General features: G+C 68.7%; 16 protein-coding genes. 8 read left to right on the top strand and 8 right to left on the bottom strand.

Features of this window, described 5'->3' with window-relative positions:
- Positions 1 to 192: 192 nt before the first annotated feature.
- The 3 genes from JNW87_RS20495 to JNW87_RS20485 are packed head-to-tail and all read left to right on the top strand — an operon-like array spanning position 193 to position 2,852.
- Complete coding sequence (locus tag JNW87_RS20495; protein ID WP_238454220.1) at positions 193 to 1,416, top strand: macrolide family glycosyltransferase; 1,224 nt, start codon at positions 193 to 195, stop codon at positions 1,414 to 1,416.
- Between the two features lie 3 nt (positions 1,417 to 1,419).
- The gene (locus JNW87_RS20490) at positions 1,420 to 1,911 is read left to right on the top strand and encodes a hypothetical protein (RefSeq protein ID WP_109801664.1); all 492 of its coding nucleotides are present in this window, start codon (positions 1,420 to 1,422) and stop codon (positions 1,909 to 1,911) included.
- On the top strand, positions 1,908 to 2,852 hold the full coding sequence (locus tag JNW87_RS20485) for a hypothetical protein (protein ID WP_109801665.1): 945 nt from the start codon (positions 1,908 to 1,910) through the stop codon (positions 2,850 to 2,852). Before JNW87_RS20490 ends, JNW87_RS20485 begins: the two co-directional genes overlap by 4 nt.
- Before the next feature lie 254 nt (positions 2,853 to 3,106).
- Here JNW87_RS20485 and JNW87_RS20480 read toward each other — a convergent pair whose 3' ends face one another.
- A complete protein-coding gene (locus JNW87_RS20480) occupies positions 3,107 to 3,847 on the bottom strand; it encodes an SDR family oxidoreductase (protein ID WP_109801666.1) in 741 nt (246 codons plus the stop codon).
- Between the two features lie 126 nt (positions 3,848 to 3,973).
- Here JNW87_RS20480 and JNW87_RS20475 point away from each other — a divergent pair, with 126 nt between their 5' ends.
- On the top strand, positions 3,974 to 4,480 hold the full coding sequence (locus tag JNW87_RS20475; protein WP_109801667.1) for an Rrf2 family transcriptional regulator: 507 nt from the start codon (positions 3,974 to 3,976) through the stop codon (positions 4,478 to 4,480).
- A 355-nt stretch (positions 4,481 to 4,835) separates the two neighbouring features.
- Here JNW87_RS20475 and JNW87_RS20470 read toward each other — a convergent pair whose 3' ends face one another.
- Positions 4,836 to 5,411, bottom strand: coding sequence for an NADPH-dependent FMN reductase (locus JNW87_RS20470; protein WP_236647757.1), 576 nt, complete (start codon positions 5,409 to 5,411; stop codon positions 4,836 to 4,838).
- 131 nt (positions 5,412 to 5,542) lie between these two features.
- Between JNW87_RS20470 and JNW87_RS20465 the strand changes: the two genes are divergently transcribed.
- On the top strand, positions 5,543 to 6,382 hold the full coding sequence (locus JNW87_RS20465) for a helix-turn-helix domain-containing protein (protein ID WP_109801668.1): 840 nt from the start codon (positions 5,543 to 5,545) through the stop codon (positions 6,380 to 6,382).
- Between the two features lie 13 nt (positions 6,383 to 6,395).
- On the opposite strand, the gene JNW87_RS20460 is transcribed toward JNW87_RS20465, so the two are convergent.
- Entirely contained in the window at positions 6,396 to 8,078 is a 1,683-nt protein-coding gene (locus JNW87_RS20460; RefSeq protein WP_375373525.1) for an ISAzo13 family transposase, read from the bottom strand.
- Positions 8,079 to 8,450: 372 nt separating this feature from the next.
- On the opposite strand from JNW87_RS20460, the gene JNW87_RS20455 reads away from it, so the two are divergent.
- Entirely contained in the window at positions 8,451 to 8,795 is a 345-nt protein-coding gene (locus JNW87_RS20455; protein WP_109801669.1) for a VOC family protein, read from the top strand.
- Between the two features lie 555 nt (positions 8,796 to 9,350).
- On the opposite strand, the gene JNW87_RS20450 is transcribed toward JNW87_RS20455, so the two are convergent.
- The 4 genes from JNW87_RS20450 to JNW87_RS20435 form a co-directional block, all read right to left on the bottom strand.
- Positions 9,351 to 10,559, bottom strand: coding sequence for a hypothetical protein (locus tag JNW87_RS20450; RefSeq protein WP_146231055.1), 1,209 nt, complete (start codon positions 10,557 to 10,559; stop codon positions 9,351 to 9,353).
- A gap of 679 nt (positions 10,560 to 11,238) precedes the next feature.
- On the bottom strand, positions 11,239 to 12,234 hold the full coding sequence (locus JNW87_RS20445) for a hypothetical protein (protein ID WP_146231056.1): 996 nt from the start codon (positions 12,232 to 12,234) through the stop codon (positions 11,239 to 11,241).
- A gap of 426 nt (positions 12,235 to 12,660) precedes the next feature.
- Positions 12,661 to 13,278: a dihydrofolate reductase family protein gene (locus JNW87_RS20440; RefSeq protein ID WP_109801672.1), complete on the bottom strand. Its 618-nt coding sequence runs from the start codon at positions 13,276 to 13,278 to the stop codon at positions 12,661 to 12,663.
- 202 nt (positions 13,279 to 13,480) lie between these two features.
- On the bottom strand, positions 13,481 to 14,191 hold the full coding sequence (locus tag JNW87_RS20435; RefSeq protein WP_109801673.1) for an MBL fold metallo-hydrolase: 711 nt from the start codon (positions 14,189 to 14,191) through the stop codon (positions 13,481 to 13,483).
- Positions 14,192 to 14,341: 150 nt separating this feature from the next.
- On the opposite strand from JNW87_RS20435, the gene JNW87_RS20430 reads away from it, so the two are divergent.
- On the top strand, positions 14,342 to 14,749 hold the full coding sequence (locus JNW87_RS20430; protein WP_146231057.1) for a hypothetical protein: 408 nt from the start codon (positions 14,342 to 14,344) through the stop codon (positions 14,747 to 14,749).
- Positions 14,750 to 14,836: 87 nt separating this feature from the next.
- On the opposite strand, the gene JNW87_RS20425 is transcribed toward JNW87_RS20430, so the two are convergent.
- A complete protein-coding gene (locus tag JNW87_RS20425) occupies positions 14,837 to 16,063 on the bottom strand; it encodes an SLC13 family permease (protein ID WP_109801675.1) in 1,227 nt (408 codons plus the stop codon).
- A gap of 96 nt (positions 16,064 to 16,159) precedes the next feature.
- Here JNW87_RS20425 and JNW87_RS20420 point away from each other — a divergent pair.
- A partial coding sequence (locus JNW87_RS20420) for a toll/interleukin-1 receptor domain-containing protein (RefSeq protein ID WP_238454218.1) occupies positions 16,160 to 16,663 on the top strand: 504 nt, incomplete at its 3' end.

Raw genomic sequence — 16,663 nt, 5'->3', positions numbered from 1 at the left:
TGACCGCCGCGATCTGGCACAACTGGCACACCGGCCAACCGACCATGCGATCCCTGACCGCCTACGACCACTGACCCCTTGGAATCGATCATCTAGGGCAGACGAACGCGATTCTGCGTCGGGGCGAGAAGGGCGAATCATGATCGCTACATGTTGCCGGGCACTGACTCCTTTCCTGTCCGCGGTCGGCCGATGAGCGCAGTCGCATTCCTCAACATCTCCATGCACGGGCACATCAACCCGACGCTGCCGGTGGCGGCCGAGCTTGTTCGTCGTGGCCACTCGGTCACCTACCACACGACGCCCGCCCACGCCGAGGAGATCGCGGCCACCGGCGCGCGAGTGCTTCTCTACTCCGGGGATGACGTACCGCTTTCTGGTCCGCCGACGCCGGTCACGGTGATGGAGCAGCTCGCGCGTACCGCCGTACGCGTGCTGCCCACGGTCCTCACCGATCTGCGCGGCGTCCGGCCCGACCTGATCGTGCACGACTCCCTCTGCCCGTGGGGGCCGGTGGCTGCCCGGGAACTCGACGTGCGGGCAGCGTCGTCGTTCACCACGTTCGCGTTCAACCGGCACGTGCCCAGCCCCACCCGCGGCTCCTGGGAGTTGCTCGCCGCGGCGGCGGCCCTGCCCCGCCCCGCCGGGAGGTACCTCAAGTCGCGCTGGGAGCTGCGCCGCCGGTACGACACGCGCGCGGTGCCCCTGATCGACCTGGCGAACATCCGTCAGCCGCTCAACCTGGTCTACACCTCGCGAGCGTTGCACCCCGCTGCCGACAGTTTCGACCAGTCCTACCGGTTCGTCGGACCGAGCGTCGGTGCCCGCCCAGCCCACCCGTCGTTCCCGGTCGATCGGCTGCGGGACCCGGTGCTGTACGCCTCGCTGGGCACGCTGTTCAAGGCCGACCCGCGGCTGCTGCGCGGCTTCGCCGGTGCGCTCGCCCCGCTGGGTGGCACCGTGATCGTCTCCACCGGACACACCGATCCCGCCGCGCTCGGTCCGCTGCCGGCCAACGTGATCGCCCACCGCTCCGTACCGCAACCGGAGGTGCTGGCCCGCGCAGCGCTGTTCATCACCCACGGCGGGGTGAACAGCGTCAACGAGGCTCTGTACGCCGGCGTCCCCATGCTGGTGGTCCCGCAGGGCGCTGACCAGATGTTGGTGGCCTCCCGCGTCGTCGAGCTCGATGCCAGCCTCTCGATCCGCACCGAGGACGTCGACGTGGAGGGCGTGCGCGCCCTCGCCCAGCGCCTGCTCGACGAGCCCCGATTCCGCGCCGCCGTGAGCACTCTTCAGGTCGCCCAACGTCAGGCAGGCGGTTATTCGCGCGCCGCCGACGAACTCGAGCGCTATCTGCAGCAGGCCGGCCGGGTCACTCAGCCGGGCGCTGCCGATCTGCCACCGCAGGGCTGACCGATGTCCCCCGTCGTCGCCATCCTGCTGCTGTTCGCCGGGCTGTCCGAGGCCGCCGGGCGTCTCCTGCCCGTGGTGGCACGTCTGTCTGGCGCGTCGCGCATCAGGGTGGCCGGGTTGATGCTTGCCGGTGCCGTGGTCGACAGCGCGGTATTCGCGCTCTGGCCGCTGTCCGCGTGGACCTTTGCCGAGCTGGTGCTGCGCACCGCACCGTCCGACGAGGCCGCGCTGGTCTGGACACCAGGCCTGGCCGCACCGCTGCTGCTTGCCGCAGTCCTCGCGTTTCCGCTCCTCGGGCCGCTGCTGCACTTTCTGCTCATGGTGGGAGTCGGGGCCGGCCTCGCCACTGCGCTCGCCACGCTGGCCGGGCTCGGCTGGTGGGATGCCGCCGGCTGCGTAGCCCTCGCGGGAATCGGGCTCGGCGTCGCCGTCGAGGGCGTCCGCCGACTGGTCGTGAGGCTCAACACGAGAAGAGCACCGGAGCCACTCACATGATCGAGTTTGCGCTCCTGCTGCTGCTCGGCGGGCTAGGACCGGTCCTGCTCGCCGAAGCTCTGCTCGCCCGCTACGAGGTGCTGGCCTATGCCGCAGGCTGGCGCACTCCCACCACCGCGCTCCCGGCGGGCATGCCCTACGCCCGGGGCGCGGACCCGGACCGCCCTCCGGACGCCTACCTGGTCTATCTGGATGGCATCGGGAAACGACGCCTCCACGACACCCGCGACGGCGGCCGACTGGTCGAATCCCTGATCCAAGGAGCGCCGGAGCTCAGGGTGCTGGGCCAGGTGCAGCCCTACTCTCCGCTGGCCGATCCGCTCGCCGACCGGCCGGTGTGGAAATGGCTGCGCCGCCACATCGGGCTGGTGCTGTTCCTGCACAACGTGGTGCAGATCTTCGTCGCCGCCGACCGTCGGTACCGTCCCCTGTACAACCGCGCCGTCGGCTCGCAGATCGCCACTCAGCTCCGGCTCGCCGGTTACCGGCGTGACAGTGGCGTCCCCGTGGTGATGCTCTGTTACAGCGGCGGCGCCCAGGTCGCCACCGGCGCGGTGGACGAACTGTGGTCCCAGCTGCGCTCCCCGCTCTGGCTGATCACTCTCGGCGGGTTCCACAACGGCGCAAACGACATCACCCACGCCCAGCACCTCGACCGGCTCACCAGTGCCGGCGACCGGATTGAGCGAGTAGGCACCTGGATGTTCCCGCAGCGGTGGCGGCTGTTCCGCTGGAGCGGATGGAACCGGGCCGACCGCGACGGGAAGATCACGATGCACCGGCTCGACCCGGCCACCCACGTCGGTCCGCGTAGCTACATCAGCCCGGAGGCCCGGCTACCCGATGGCCGCAGTCACCTCGACCGGACCGCCGACACCGTGATCGCGCTGATCCGGGATCGCCTCAGCGCGACCGCGGAAACCGACGGCCCGCTGCCATGAGCGGCTTGTCCATGGCACACAGCACGGACCGGTCATCGCCGTGCTGTGCGGCGGGAGGATGGATGCTGGGGGATCAGGCGGACCGAGCAAGTAACCGTCTCGATCATGCCTGGTAGGCGACCGACTCGTTCGCTGCACGCACGCCGCATGGGCGTCCGACGCACGACAAGGCCTCGGCCAGGGCCGGTCGCAGCAACTCGACGTTCCGGCCGCCGTCCGATCGACTTCATCCGCTGAAGGGCCGAGTGCCCGGGTTAGCGGGCCGCTTGGATCCAGTCCTGGTAGTGCGTGGGTGCCAGGTGTGCGTCCGGGCCCGCGATGAGCACGTCGCCGGCGACGACCGCGAACATGCCGGCCCCGTCGTCGGTGACGACGGTCCGGTTGTCCTGCTGTGCGGCCAGGGTGACCCTGCCGAGGTCGTCGAGGGCGAAGACGTCCGGGCCGGCGACGTTCCGAATGCCTTGCAGCGGCGTGCCGGTGGAGACGTCGACGACCGCGTCGACGACGTCCGCGGCGGCCATCGGCTGAATACGGGTAGCGGGCAGGCGAACGGTGGTGTCGTCGGAGGTCCAGGACAAGACCGCGTTCATGAATTCGAAGAACTGGGTGGCACGAACGATGGAGTACGGCGTGGGCCCCTGCCGGAGCAGTTCTTCCTGCAGGGTCTTGGCGCGGTAGTAGTCGAGCTGGGGCACCTGGTCCACACCGACGATCGAGAGGATCACCTGGTGACGGACGCCGGCACGCTCCCCGGCGGCCAGCAGGTTGGTCATGGAGGTACGGAAGAAGCCCAGGGAGGCCTCGTCGAAGGTCGGCGAGTTCGCGACGTTGACCACGACCTCCGCGCCCTCCAGCGCCTGGTCCAGGCCCTCTCCCTTGATCAGGTCGACGCCGGTCGACAGCGCCGCGGGAACGGCCTGGTGTCCGGCTGCGGTCAGCTTTTGGACCACCTGCGAGCCGATAAGTCCGGTACCGCCGATGACTGTGAGCTTCATGGCTCTCACCCTTCCACGGCGTGCCACAAGGCACGCCGGTTTCGTCGGGGCGTAACCCCCAACTCGGATACTTTCTGTCCGAGACAATAGTCGGATAGTCTCTGTCCGAGTCAATCGGGGGGTCGGATGAAGCTGTCAGGTGGGGTCGAGTGGGCACTGCACTGCTGCGTGGTGCTGACCACGGCGACGGAGCCCGTGCCGGCCGCCCGGCTCGCGGAACTGCATGACGTCTCCGGCAGCTACCTGGCCAAACAGCTGCAGGCACTCTCCCGCGCCGGCCTCGTGACCTCCGTCCAGGGCAAGGCGGGCGGATATGTCCTGACCAGGGCACCCGAACTGATCACCATCCTCGACGTCGTCGCAGCCGTCGACGGCGCTCAGCCCGCGTTCGTGTGCACCGAGATCCGCCAGCGCGGCCCCCTGGCGGCACCACAGGAGGCCTGCACCCGGCCGTGCCCGATTGCCCGCGCTATGGCCGGCGCCGACGCCGCCTGGCGTGCCGCCCTGCAAGCGATATCCATCGCGGACCTCGCCCGCAGTGTCGATGAGGACTACGGCCCTACCGCCCTCGCTGGCATCCGCACCTGGCTCAGCCCGAACGATGGCGATACCGCGATTGTCGAACGGGGGTAGCCGCGGAGGGCGATGCCGCAGATCTCATCGGCGACGGGACTCACCAACCTCGGCTCGCCCGGCCGCGGGCAACTCCCCCCGATACACCCCCGGGCTCTCAGCGACGGTGGGCAACAGTCGGATTCAGCGGGACTGAAAAGAACGGCCCCTGACCGCAATTCCTGCTGGTCAGGGGCCGTCTTTGCATCTGGTGGCGGGTAGACCGCCACCATGATGGCGAAGCACCCGACCAGCAGAATGGCGCGACCCGTCCGGTTTGCGCGACGATGTGATGTTCACCGAAGCCCGCCGAGCGCGATGCCGCTCACTCTCAGCCCTGAGGTTCCCAGTCTGGCTTACTCCTTGAATGATCCCTTCAGGCCGGGTACGGGACCGAGTTGCGTGCCGCAGACAGGGCGGCGGCCCACCAAGCGAGCTGGTCCAGCAGGGTTTTGGCATATCCGGGCGCCTCGGGGTCCAGCGGCCGACCGTCTTCCCACGCTGTGAAGTAGTTCGGGAAGGCCAGACCATCGCGGATTGTCACGGCGTGCAGTTCGGTGAGCACGTTCTCCAGGTGGAGGACAGCGTGGCGGCCGCCAGCTGGGCCGCCGTAGCTGACGAAAGCGACGGGCTTGGCCGTCCACTGGGTGAAATGCCAGTCGATTGCGGCCTTCAGGGACGCGGGGTAGCTGTGGTTGTACTCCGGCGTGACCAGGATGAACGCGTCCGCGTCCTCCAGGCGGGACGTCAAGGACGCCATTCCGTCGGGGCGCGGGTATGAGTCGCCGGCGAACTTCGGTGAGACTGCCGGCAACGACAGCGGGATCTCGGCGTCGGCGAGATCGACGACGTCGATGTCGAAACCGCCGTGCTCGCGCGCTTGGTCGGCGACCCAGGAGGCGACGACAGGCCCGAACCGGCCCTCTCGGACGCTCCCGACGATGATGACCAACTTGTGCTTCTCACTCATGCACTCCACGGTCCATCGTTCGGACGATGGCAACCAGACCGAACGTAGGCTGGCCCTCGTGGGGCCACCCTGCGGGGTTCGAGGCGCTGGGGAGATCGCCGTAGACTCGGAACATGAGCACGCCGCTGGGCGACTTCATCCGTGCCAAGCGCGACAGCATCCAGCCAGACTCGTTCGGGCTGCCTGATCGTGGCCGCCGCCGGTCCCCTGGACTACGGCGCTCAGACCTCGCCACGCGTGCTGGGATCAGCGTCGAATACCTCACCCGCATCGAGCAAGGACGAGACCGCAACCCGTCCCCTGCGGTGGTCAATGCACTTGCGGACGCCTTGAGCCTCGATGCCGCCGAGCGCAATCACCTGCGCCACCTCGCCAAAATCACCGGCGGAGCGTGCGCAGGGCGCGGGCGGCCGGTGCCACCCAACCGCCATGTCCGGCCCACCGTGTTGGCGACCCTCCAACTTCTTGAGCCCGGCATCGCATTCGTCACCAACCGCCTGGGAGACGTGCTCGCATACACGAGTGAGTTCGAGCTGCTGATGCGTGGGATCGGGCTGCTCGAGAGCGGGACGCCGAACCTGACGCGCTACGTGTTCACCGATCCGCGCGCCCGGACGTTCTTCCCAGACTGGGAGCAGGTGGCCGACGAACGAGCCTTCGATCTGTGGCTCGGGCCGTCTGCGGAGACCTCCGAATGGTTCAGGGCCGAGCTCGCCCCCCTGGCCGGAAAGGAGTTCACCCGACGACTCAACCGCCACCTGCCCCCACCGCACGTCCCGCTGCGGCTCAACCACCCCATCGCGCACGAGCTTCGGTGGCAGCGGGAGAAGCTCGAGTTGCCGAGAACCGACGCGCAGGAGCTGGTCGTTCTCCTGCCCGCCGACGACACGACGGCGCGGGCCATGGAGCGGCTGCGCCGCCAACCCGACCGCATCCTTCGCGCGGTCACTTAGGGCTCGCAGATCATCAACGCGCTGTTTTGATCTTTTGCGGAATGGCGATGCCTTCTGCGGCGGCGAGGGCGTAGAGGTCGTTTAGGGTGGCGAGTCGTTGTGGGCTGGGTTGGATGGTGCGTCCTGCCTGCGTTAGGAGTTGGCGGATCTCGCGTAGGTGTCTGTTGATCGTCTCGGGCCGGACGCTGAACAGGGCGGCGACGGCGACCTGGGGCACAGCGAGTCGCTGGTGCAGGATGGCGGCGATGAGCCGGTCGGCGAGGGTGAGGACGGGGCGGCGGCCGGTACCGGGGCCGGTCAGCCGGGGGCGGTGTCCGCGTCGCTTGTCCAGGCGCGTTTCCCGCTGATGGTCGTGTAGTGCCAGCAGTGTGGTGAGCAGGGTGTCCCACTCGTGGGGCGGTAGTCCGGTCAGAGCCGGGTGGTGCAGCCAGGCCAGGTCAGGACTGGGCTGATCGAATGGGTCGGGGGTGGTGTTGACGTGCTCGTATGCCTCGGGGCGCAGGGTGTAGTTCCACTCGCCGTGCCAGTCGTGGCGGGTCAGGGGCAGCGCGTCGTGTTGCCGGTCGCTGACGCGGATTCCGGTGTCGTAGGTGCTGGTGTCGAGGGCGGCGTGGACGCGTAGTCCGGTGCGGGTCGTGGTGGCGGCGATGGTCTGCACGATCACGTCGTGGCTGGTCAGTGGCCGGCCTCGCCAGTTGAGGGTGATGTGGGAGAACAGCCGGTGTTCAACCTTGTTCCACTTCGAGGTGCCCGGCGGGAAGTGGCACACGGTGATCTCCAGCCCGGTCTGCACCGCGAGAGCGGCCAATTCCGCTTTCCAGGCACGGGTGCGGTAGCCGTTGGAACCGCCGGCATCCGCGGTGATCAGCAAACGCGTGGCCTGCGGGTACTCGTCGGCGCCGATCGTGTTCCACCAGCGGCGAATCGACTCGACCGCGAAAGCGGCGGTGTCGTGGTCGGTGCCGACGTTGACCCAGCCGGCGTTGGCGGCCACGTCGTAGACGCCGTACGGCACCGCCTTGCCCAACTCACTGTCGGGGAAGTCGTGCGTGCGGGTGGCCACCGGCTCACCTTTGGGTCGCCACTGCCGGCCAGCGTTGGCGAACGGGCCGACCAGTTCCTTCTTCTTCGTGTCCACACTGACCACCGGATCACCGGTGCCCTGGTGCTCTTTGACCTGCCCGTTGATGTAGTGGAACTGCGCGTCGCGGTCGGGATGCTGTTTGCCTTCGATGGTCTTGGCGTTGGCTTGCAGGCTGAACCCCTCGGCGCGTAGCAGGTCAGCGACAGTATCAGCGCCGACCCGATGCCCCTGGCGGGTCAACTCGCCAGCCAAGGTGCGGGTTGACTTCGTCGTCCACCGCAGCGGCGACATCGGATCCCCTCGCTCATCCGGCTCGACCAAGGCCAGCAGCGCCGGGCGCAACCCGGGATCCAGGTCGGCCAAACGTTTACGGCCCCCACCCGGCCGGCGAGTCCTACCCAACGGCTCCTCACCGGCATCCAGATCGGACACCCCCCGCGAGACCGTGTTCTCCGCGACCCCGGCAGCCCGGGCAACCGCCCGGATCCCTCCGTGCCCCAGCGCCCGGGCTTCGGCCCCCATCAGCAGCCGGCGCTGCCGTTCATCAAGATGAGGAAAGATCCCCTCAAACTTCGCCGCCAGCATCTGCTCGGTCTCCACCTTCACGGCCATACCACATGAAACACGCTTCGGACATGAAACGGCTACTTATTTGTCGGCAGGCCCTTAGCTCATGGCAAGATGGCACAAGGCGGGCACAAGTGACGCCGACAAGGGCTGTCAACCGCTGTAAGGCAGCGGAAGAACTCGCCGAGGTCAGGCGGCCGATCCGCCCGATTACCGCTGATCAACGCACCCGCAAGGGGGTTCAGGGTTCGAGTCCCTGGCGGCCCACTCTTCACCGCCGCTGAGCTGCGACAACGCCGCGAAGAGATCATCGGGCACCTGGCCCCCGGTACCGACAGATGGGGCGGCGCGAACGGCGGCGGCATTTTCTGGCGAGATTGGCGTTGCCACGTCGGACCTCAGCATTATGGTCGGTGAATGATCAATGGTGCTCATGTGATCATCTACAGCCGCGACCCAGAGGCGGACCGCGCCTTCTTCCGGGACACGCTCGGCTACCACCACGTCGACGCCGGCCATGGCTGGCTCATCTTCAAGCTCCCGCCGGCCGAGCTCGCCATGCACCCGACCGAGGGCGAGCCGGCCCACGAACTCTTCCTCATGTGCGACGACGTCGCGGCGACCATGGCCGACCTGGCCGCGAAGGGCGTCGAGTTCACGATCCCGGTCACCGAGGAGCGGTGGGGGCTGCGCACCGCGCTGCGGCTGCCCGGCGGCGGCGAACTCGGTCTCTACGAACCCCGCCACCCGGTCGCAATCTGACGCGCCGGCCTGGCGCCTCGCCCAGGCCGACGGAAGGGCAGCCCAGGGAGCAAGAAGGCAGCGAAACCCATAGCAACAACCGTGGCCAGGTATCACCAGATGGCCGCAACCCTGCGCGTGTCGACAGTCCCTGCCACCCAGCCGGAGCCGTTGGTGCGACCTACCCGGCTCCCCCCGACGAGGGTCGTCCCTTTCCGGGCTGAGCGCTCCGCCGCAGGTCGTGGAACCGCATCCCGCCGACGGCCTCGCAGGCGACCTACCCGGTCACGGAAGACCAGCGTTCGCGGGTCGGGATTACGTCCAGCGGGGCGCTCCACCTTGACCCACCGGACCCGCCCGGAGGATCTGGCACCGGTGAGGGCGCCGCCCCGGCCTGAGGGCCGCCTTCGGCGCAGGCTCAGGGCACGCGACGCACGGCGTGCTCTGGCGCCAGGGGCGACTCACCCGACCGGAGTGTCAAGGACTCCTTGACGCCTCTTACTCGATCGTGCAGTGGCCGCAGGCCGTTCGGCGGGCGTCCCGTCCTCGGGCGGGGCTCCGGTCGGGAATGAGCATTCAGTTGGGGGTGTAGCCGAGGAGGCGGGAGTTCTTGACGGTGGCGGGTTCGGTGACCTGGGCCTTGATGGTGCGGTCGGGGTTGAGCAGGGTGAGTTGGTTGGTGCCGTTCTTGGTCCGGACGAGGATGTCGCCGTTGGGTTGGAAGAGGATGGCGGTGATCGAACCGGTGACGGGCAGGGTGGCGTTGTGGCCGGTGCGGGTGTCGATGATGGTGTTGGCGAACAGGTCCCGGCCGATGTCGCCGTCGGGCTGGTCACCGGTGCGCTGGTTGACCGCGATCAGGCTGCCGTCCGGGGAGATGCTGTAAGGGTCACAGCTACGCCGCCGTTGCGGGTTCGCGGCACTGTTCGGGTCGCCGAAGACCGGCACGGTGCGGGCGTTGCCGCCATCGGCGTCAGCCGTGGCGATCTTGCAGGTACCCGTGGCGTATCCGAGGTGTTCTCCATCGGCGGACCACAGGAGATGGATCGCATCCTGGGGCTGGTGCGCCAACGGGGTGAAGTTGCCCGACGCGATGGTGACAATCCCCATGGTGACGTTGCCGCCAGCGACGCCCTTCGCGACGAGCAGGCGCTGGGAGTCGGGCGACCAGGCCGGTTCGTACCCGACGTCGATGCTGCCGCGTAGCACCGTGCGGCGGTGCTGCCCGTCGCGGTCGGCGACCACCACATTGCCGCTCTGGTCAACGAAGGCGATGCTGACGCCATCCGGGGACACGTTCGTCCCGTACGCACCCGCACTCGATACCGTCTCCACGCCAGACCTGGTCAACCGAAGCAGCCGATCAGAATCGGCGTAGTACAACCAACCCGGCAACCCCGCGATCGAACCCGCAACCGGCACCGCAGGCGACGGCGATGCGGCCACCGAGGGTGGCGGGGATGAGACCGCCGGTGCCGGCGGTTGGCTTCCGGCGACGGCCTGGCCAGTGCCGCAGGCGGCGGTCAGCAGGGCTGCGGAGCCGGCCGCGAAGGCGGCGGTGGCTAGGAAAGTCCGGCGAGCGATGCTCCGCGAGGAAAGCGCGTTCATGACAAGCCCCGTTCTGAGGAAAAGGAGGGTAGGCCGCCGGCCGGGCGTCGTGCATGTCCTGTGCGCCCTCCAAGACGCGGCCTTGGTACCAGCCGGACGACAGGCCGTTCGGCTCTCTTTCGCTCGCCCGAACGGTGGATGCCCGACGAGGCATCCATTGCTGTCACTGTCGTTCATTCGGCCTTCTGGCGACCTCCGGCCGGCACCGGCCCACCACGACTGACAGCATCGGTGACAGCAACCGCCACGCACGACGGAGCGCGAGCCGGAATGCGACGAGACGACGACCAGAGCGAACGGCGCTCGTCAGACGGCCTCAGGCGTGCCGGATGGTTCTTGTAAGCGAGGCGCCAGCCTCCGAGCGAGGCAGCGAGGAAGCAGCGAAAGCCCTGTTAGCGCCTGGGATCGGAGGACAACGGACGGCCGATGAGCTGCACGCGTCGACGCTTGCTAGCACTCGGCCGCACCCGTTGGTAAGCCGTACCCGGCTCACCCCGACGGGGGTCACGGCCACCGAAGCCGAGCCTGGTGGCTAGCGACGGTGGAAGGAGTCGGCGACCGGGCGGTGCTCGGGTACTGATAGACCGCCGCCCGTATGGCGGTAGCTGTGCGGCCCGAGGCATGTCCGGAACCCTTGCGAGTCGGTCCAAGCGCAGACGCCCCAGTACCGACCGTTGGCGCTCAGCAGCTCGACCGCCACCTGGTCCTGAAGGTCGCTCCCACCGATGGCGGTAACGGCGGCCGCGACGACTTCAGCGGCGTCTGATGAAGCGTTGGCGTCGGCCATCGCGGGCAGGAGCAGGAGAAGGCGTTCCTGGTCGCTGTGCTGCGGATCGGACTGGCGCGCCACTGCCTGTCAACGGCGACGAAGCCTGTCCCACAGCGACCTTTGCTGCGGCAGTGGCGCGGGTGGTCCGCCAAGTGTGGAGATGAGATTGCCTGGCCACTTCTCGAACTTTGCGGTCAGATCCACTGCATGGTGAAGGGTTTCGCTTGGCATGCCTGGGGTTATGTAAACCAGTTGCGCCACGGAAGCGCCAATTGTGAGTGGTCTGGTCTCGGCCGCTTCACGCATCATCAGGTATCTGGTCTCGACCAGCCCGGCGACGTCTGAGCGGCATGCTGGGTCCACCCAAGCCGCTGTGATCAGCGCATAGAGCGCGGCTTCGGTAATCCAGTCCTCGACACCGTAGGCCAGCTCGACCAACATTTGTCGCCTGGTCGATGCCGGCCACGGTTGCTCCGGTCGATGGTGCAGCAGGCCCAGGCAGCACCACGCCTGGATGTAGCGCTCCCACGAGCCTGGCAGGCGATCCCATCGGCCTGCCGGCATCTGCGGCGGATGAACCATGCTAGCCAGCAGGTCCTCTGCCTCAATGTCTGCAAGCGGACCGGCCGCGTCATACATCATCGGCGGTGGCGCCCAGGGCAGGCCGGCAAAGTGAGCTGCGATAGCGGCAGAACCAGCGGTGCTCGGCGGGCTCAACGCCGGCGACGCGTTGACACCGTCGAAACGCCACTGCACGATGCCGGGCTTCAACGGTTTCCGCGGATCGGGCTGCCCGGGATCGCCCATGGCGATGACCGCCTTTGGCCACCAACGGCGGAAGGTGGTCAGGGCACTGGGCACCTCCATCGAGGAGATACCGAGCTCGCAAGGCATTGAGCGGGTCTTCGGGTCAGTCTGGGCGAGAATTTTGATGCACGACTCGGTGGCAGCCGGGACACGGCCGAGCCACGGCAAACCTTCGCAGCTGGTGACCAGTTCGAGACGTTCATGGCTTTGCGCTGGTTTGGCTCGTAGGCGATCAGCCAGAGCGATCAGGCTCTCCGCATTGATGCCTTCAGACATGTCGCCTTCCCTGTGAACGCGTAAGGCAACATCTTAGGCCGCAGGCGGCCGGAGTGATCGACGTACAGCACGAAAGTACAGCAACGCGAGCGACCGCCGGAGCCGCGACGGGTCCGAACGGCGCCTTCCGATGTCGCATGGCACCGCACGAGACTGCGCCGCCGTGAGCTAAAGATCAGAGGGCATGGACGTCTGCGACGCGCCAGGGCTGTGATCTTGCGCGGTTCAGGGCGAACATGTGCCAGAGGTGATGGCCGCAACGGTCGCTGGCGTAGGGAGCTGACAGATGGGCAACAGTGAGGTCGAGCGACTTGCTATCCAGTACGTGATGGAGCTCGAACGCGCCGGGGGCCGGGTACCGGAAGATGTCCACCGACGCTTCCTCGGGTGGTTGCGGTGAGCACGTCGGGCCACCGGGCCCGGGTTCTACCGTTCGGGCTGGGAAAGGTGGACCTTGGCCTCGTCGTAGCCGGCGGCACCGGCTGACTCGGCGGGGGCGTAGACGAGGTTCAGCACGCCGGTCTTGAAGGTCTGCGACGAGAGCAGGCTCAGCGCGATCGGGGGTTCTCCCTCGTCGAACAGCCGCATGCCCTTGCGGACGGCGATCGGGTGCACCAGCAGGTGCAGTTCGTCCAGCAGCCCCGCGGCCAGCAACTGGCGGACGACGGAGACCGACCCACTCATGCCGATGGTGCTGGTACCGGCTTGGTTCTTCAACGCGGTGACGGCCTCGACGAGGTCGCCCTGGAGCTGTTCGGAGTTTCGCCAGGTGAACTCGAGCGGCCGGTTCGACGCGACGATCTTGCGGGCGTCGCCGAGCTTCTTCGCGAAGGCGGCGTCCTCGCCACCGGCGGCTTCCCGGTCGGGCCAGGCCCCGGCGAAGCTGTCGTAGGTCTTGCGACCGAACAACATGGTGTCGGCCGCGCCGAGGGTGGCGTCCACGGCAGCGCCCATCTCCTCGTTGAAGTACGGGAAATGCCACTGGTCGGGCGCTTCCACGACGCCGTCGGGCGAGATGAACAGTCCCGCGGTGATCTTCCTCATGATGCTTCTCCAACTCAGTGGCTGAACGTTGCCGTCGACTACCAAGACAACGCAGGCCCGATCAACTCATCGGTCGCATCTGGATCGGCTCCGGCCAAGCCTAGAGGACGTCGACCTGGTGCATGCCCCCCGTTTGCGGACGCCGGCCTCAAAGATGAGGGCGTTGGCAGGACGAGCGCGGCGCGGCTGCGTGGGGGGCGGGTCAGCGCAGACGGGACAGGAAGGTCCGGACCTGTTCGCGGGCGCGGTTCGTGATTTCGGGGCCGTGGGTGAAGGCGGCCACGTCGTAATCCAGCTCGCCCAGTACGTGGGCTGTCCGCTGGGTCATTCGGAAATCCGTGCAGAACGACTTCACCGGCCAGCGCACCCCGGCCACGTTGAAGAGCGCGTCGCCGGTGACCAGCACCCGGGTCGGTTCGTGCAGCAGCGACACGTGCCCCGGGGAGTGCCCGGGGGTGTGCAGCACCCGCAGGCCACCGCCGACGGTCAGCACGTCGCCATCGGCCAGTGGGCGGGCGACCTCGACGGCCGGGAACCGGCCCCCGGCCAGCCGGGCGAGGAACCGTCCCGCCGTGATCGTCGGGTCGTGGGGCGGCACCCGCCCGGATTCGGCGTACGGCACATCGGCGGCATGCGCGGCGACCGGGGCGCCGGTGCGCCGGGCCAGTTCGGCGGCCCCACCGGCGTGGTCCCGGTGGGCATGGGTCAGCACGATCCCGGTCACGTCGGCCGGGGTCTTCCCGATGGCCGCCAGCCCGCGCACGATCCGGGCCGGCGCCCGTTTCACCCCGCAGTCGACCAGCGTGACGCTGCCGTCGTCGTCGACGAAGGCGTACGAGTTGACCAGGGCCCGGCCGACGGTGGGAATGCGCCAGACCCCGGGAGCGAGCGGAACCGCGGCAGATCTCGCCATCGGCCGAGTCTACCGGGCATCGCCGTCGGTCTCTGTCCGTCGAACCTTGGACACCGGGACGGCAGGTTGCCTGCGATGCGTTGCCAAATCCTTGACAACCTTGGTTGTCGAGTGGACGCTGAAGTGAGGCCACGTCCAAAGGGAGTCGTGATGCGGGAGCTGACGCGGGATGAGCGGCAAGAGCTACGGCGGGAACTGAGTGCGGCTGCCGCAGCCTGGGCCCAACGGCTGGACGACTCCGACGTGGATGCCCGGCGCAGCGCAGCCCATGAGCCGAGTTACGCGGTGCGGATGCGGACTCACCTGGCGCGCATGGCGGCGGGCGAACAGATGCGCAACCTTCTCGCTGACGTCGTATCCGCCAGCGCTGAGGAAGCGGTGCAGTACGGCGCGGGTTATCCCGAGCTCGGGGCGGCGGTGGGGGCAAGCCGACAGGCGGCGCGTAAGCGGTGGCCGAACCTGTCGGTCTCGAAGAGGCGGGCCGCCGAGTGGAAGCAACCTCCCGGCAGCATCGGTTGGGCCGGCGACAGCCATCTGGGATACCCGGGTGGAGCCTGACCGATCCCGCTTGTCGGGCCGGACGACCGGCAGCGCCTGTTGCCGATGCGGCGGCATCGGTCAGACCAGCGCACCCCCACAGATGCGCTACGGGGTGAGCAGGAGGGCCGCGACGGTGGCGGTGGTGGCCAGCGCGGCGAGGGCGGCGCTGGTGGCGACGAACCGGCCCAGCGGCACCGCGACCCCGGCGGCGCGGCAGCGCTCGTACCAGATCAGGGTGGCCAGCGAGGCCCACGGTGTCGCGAGCGGGCCGACGTTGGTGCCGATCAGCAGCGCGAGCAGCTGGGTGTGGTTGGCCGGGGCGATGACCGCCTCACCGGCCACGTACGCGGGCAGGTTGTTGACCACGTTGGCGAAGAGCGCGCCGACCGCGCCGGCCCGCAGCGACCCCTCGGCGCCCGGGTCGCCGCCGATCAGCGCGCCCATCACCTCGTCGAGGCCGTGCCGGCCGATGGTCTGCACCACCAGGAACAGCCCGGTGACGAAGACCAGCAGCCGCCACGGGACCAGCGCGGGCCGCAGGCTGCGCCGGGCGCGGACGGCGAAGCCGGCCACCAGGATCGCGGCGGCCACCCCGGAGGCGAGTCCGATCTCGACGCCCGCCAGGATGCCGGCGACGAAGAGCAGGCAGGCGCCCAGCGCGGTGCGGTAGAGCACCGGGTCGGGCGGCACGTGCGGCGGCGGCGGGACGAACGGGTCGGCCCCGGCCCGGGCCGGCCGCCAGTACCACCACCAGAGCAGCAGCATGGTGATGACGATCGCGACCAGCTGCGGCCACCACATCCGGGCCGCCCAGGGCAGCGGCTCCAGCCCGATCCGGTCGCTGGCCAGGATGTTGGTCAGGTTGGACACCGGCAGCAGCAGGCTCGCCGTGTTGGCCAGCCATACCGTGGTCATCGCCAGCGGCGTCGGCGGCACGCCGAGCTTGCGGGCCAGCGCGATCATCACCGGGGTGAGCAGCACCGCGGTGGTGTCCAGGTTGAGCGCGATGGTGGTGACCGACGCGAAGGCGACACACAGCCAGAACAGCATCCGGTAACTGCCCCGCGCGGTGATCGCCACCCGCGCGGCGAGGGCGTCGAACACCCCGGCCACCGCGGTCAGCTCGGCCAGCACCACCACGGTGCCGAGAAAGATCAAAATCGGGATGATCCGGCGTACGGTGGCCTCGGCGTCCCGCTGCGGCAACAGTCCAGTGAGGACGCAGAGCGCCCCGACGACGGCGAGCCCGATCGCGATCCAGTCCAGGACGTGCAGCCGGCCCCAGCGGGATCGGTCCGGCGCGGCGGACGGCGGCTCGCCGACAGTCTCCACGAAGCATGATCCTCGCATATGGCGGGCCGCCGGGGCGCGGCCGACGCGGCTGCCGAGGGTGTCCACGGATTGACGATGGGTGGCCATAATGATCCTGTGGCTGTAGGCGCGCACCCCACCCGGTCCGACCGCCCGATCGACTTCTTCATCAGCTACTCGCCCGCCGACGAGCGCTGGGCGACCTGGCTGGCGTGGGAGTTCGAGTCCGCCGGGTACCGCACCCTGCTCCAGGCGTGGGACTTCGTCGCCGGCACCAACTTCATCGACTTCATGGATCGGGGTGTCCGCGAGGCCGCCGTCGTGGTGGCCGTCCTCTCCGAGCGCTACCTGCACTCGACGTACGGGAAACTGGAGTGGCAGGCCGCGCTGCGCGCCGACCCCGACGGCACCGGCAACAAGCTGGTCACCGTCCGGGTGGAGGACTGCCCGATCGACGGCCTGCTGGCCACCATCACCTACGTCGACCTGGTCGGGGTCACCGACGCGGCGCAGGCCCGGGGGCGGGTGCTGGACCGGATCCGGGAGGCGCTCGACGGCCGGGCCAAGCCCGTCCTGCAACCGGCCTTCCCGCACCACCCCGCCGGGCCGGCCTGGGTGCTC

Origin of the sequence: Micromonospora sp. ATA51 (assembly GCF_016802855.1) — a bacterium.
In the GTDB taxonomy this organism is placed as follows: domain Bacteria; phylum Actinomycetota; class Actinomycetes; order Mycobacteriales; family Micromonosporaceae; genus Micromonospora; species Micromonospora sicca.
This window is presented reverse-complemented; position numbering and strand designations above follow the sequence as displayed.